The sequence below is a fragment of the Morganella sp. EGD-HP17 genome, assembly GCF_000512315.2.
GTDB classification, from domain to species: Bacteria; Pseudomonadota; Gammaproteobacteria; order Enterobacterales; family Enterobacteriaceae; genus Morganella; species Morganella morganii.
Genome location: NZ_AZRH01000062.1, coordinates 1 through 1,172 on the forward strand (window position 1 = coordinate 1; position 1,172 = coordinate 1,172).

Below are 1,172 nucleotides of genomic sequence, written 5' to 3' on the forward strand. Positions count from 1 at the left end.
TTTGAACGTACGAAACCGCACGTTAACGTTGGTACTATCGGCCACGTTGACCACGGTAAAACTACCCTGACTGCTGCAATCACCACCGTTCTGGCAAAAACCTACGGCGGTAACGCTCGTGCATTCGACCAGATCGATAACGCGCCTGAAGAAAAAGCACGTGGTATCACCATCTCTACTTCTCACGTAGAGTACGATACTCCGACTCGCCACTACGCGCACGTTGACTGCCCGGGGCACGCCGACTACGTTAAAAACATGATCACCGGTGCTGCACAGATGGACGGCGCTATCCTGGTTGTTGCTGCAACTGATGGCCCTATGCCACAGACCCGTGAGCACATCCTGTTAGGTCGTCAGGTTGGCGTTCCTTACATCATCGTATTCCTGAACAAATGTGACATGGTTGATGATGAAGAGCTGCTGGAACTGGTTGAAATGGAAGTTCGTGAACTTCTGTCTCAGTACGATTTCCCTGGCGACGACACGCCAATCGTTCGCGGTTCAGCGCTGAAAGCACTGGAAGGCGAGCCAGAGTGGGAAGCTAAAATCGTTGAACTGGCAGGCTACCTGGATTCTTACATCCCTGAGCCAGAGCGTGCAATTGACAAGCCGTTCCTGCTGCCAATCGAAGACGTATTCTCAATCTCCGGCCGTGGTACCGTTGTTACCGGTCGTGTTGAGCGCGGTATCATCAAGGTTGGTGAGGAAGTTGAAATCGTGGGTATCAAAGATACTGCGAAAACCACCTGTACCGGTGTTGAAATGTTCCGCAAACTGCTGGACGAAGGCCGTGCCGGTGAGAACGTCGGTGTTCTGCTGCGTGGTACCAAGCGTGAAGAAATCGAACGTGGTCAGGTTCTGGCTAAACCAGGTTCAATCAAACCACATACCAAATTTGAATCAGAAGTTTATATTCTGAGCAAAGATGAAGGTGGTCGTCATACTCCATTCTTCAAAGGCTACCGTCCACAGTTCTACTTCCGTACCACAGACGTAACAGGTACTATCGAACTGCCGGAAGGCGTTGAAATGGTAATGCCGGGCGACAACATCAAAATGATCGTCACCCTGATCCACCCAATCGCAATGGACGATGGTCTGCGTTTCGCAATCCGTGAAGGCGGCCGTACCGTTGGCGCGGGTGTTGTAGCGAAAGTGATGGGTTAATT

1 protein-coding gene is annotated in these 1,172 nt (G+C 51.4%); it reads left to right on the top strand.

Annotation, left to right across the window (positions count from 1 at the left end):
• The coding region (gene tuf / locus X965_RS18725) for an elongation factor Tu (protein WP_036419846.1) at positions 1–1,170 on the top strand (1,170 nt) is incomplete at its 5' end.
• Positions 1,171–1,172: the final 2 nt, after the last annotated feature.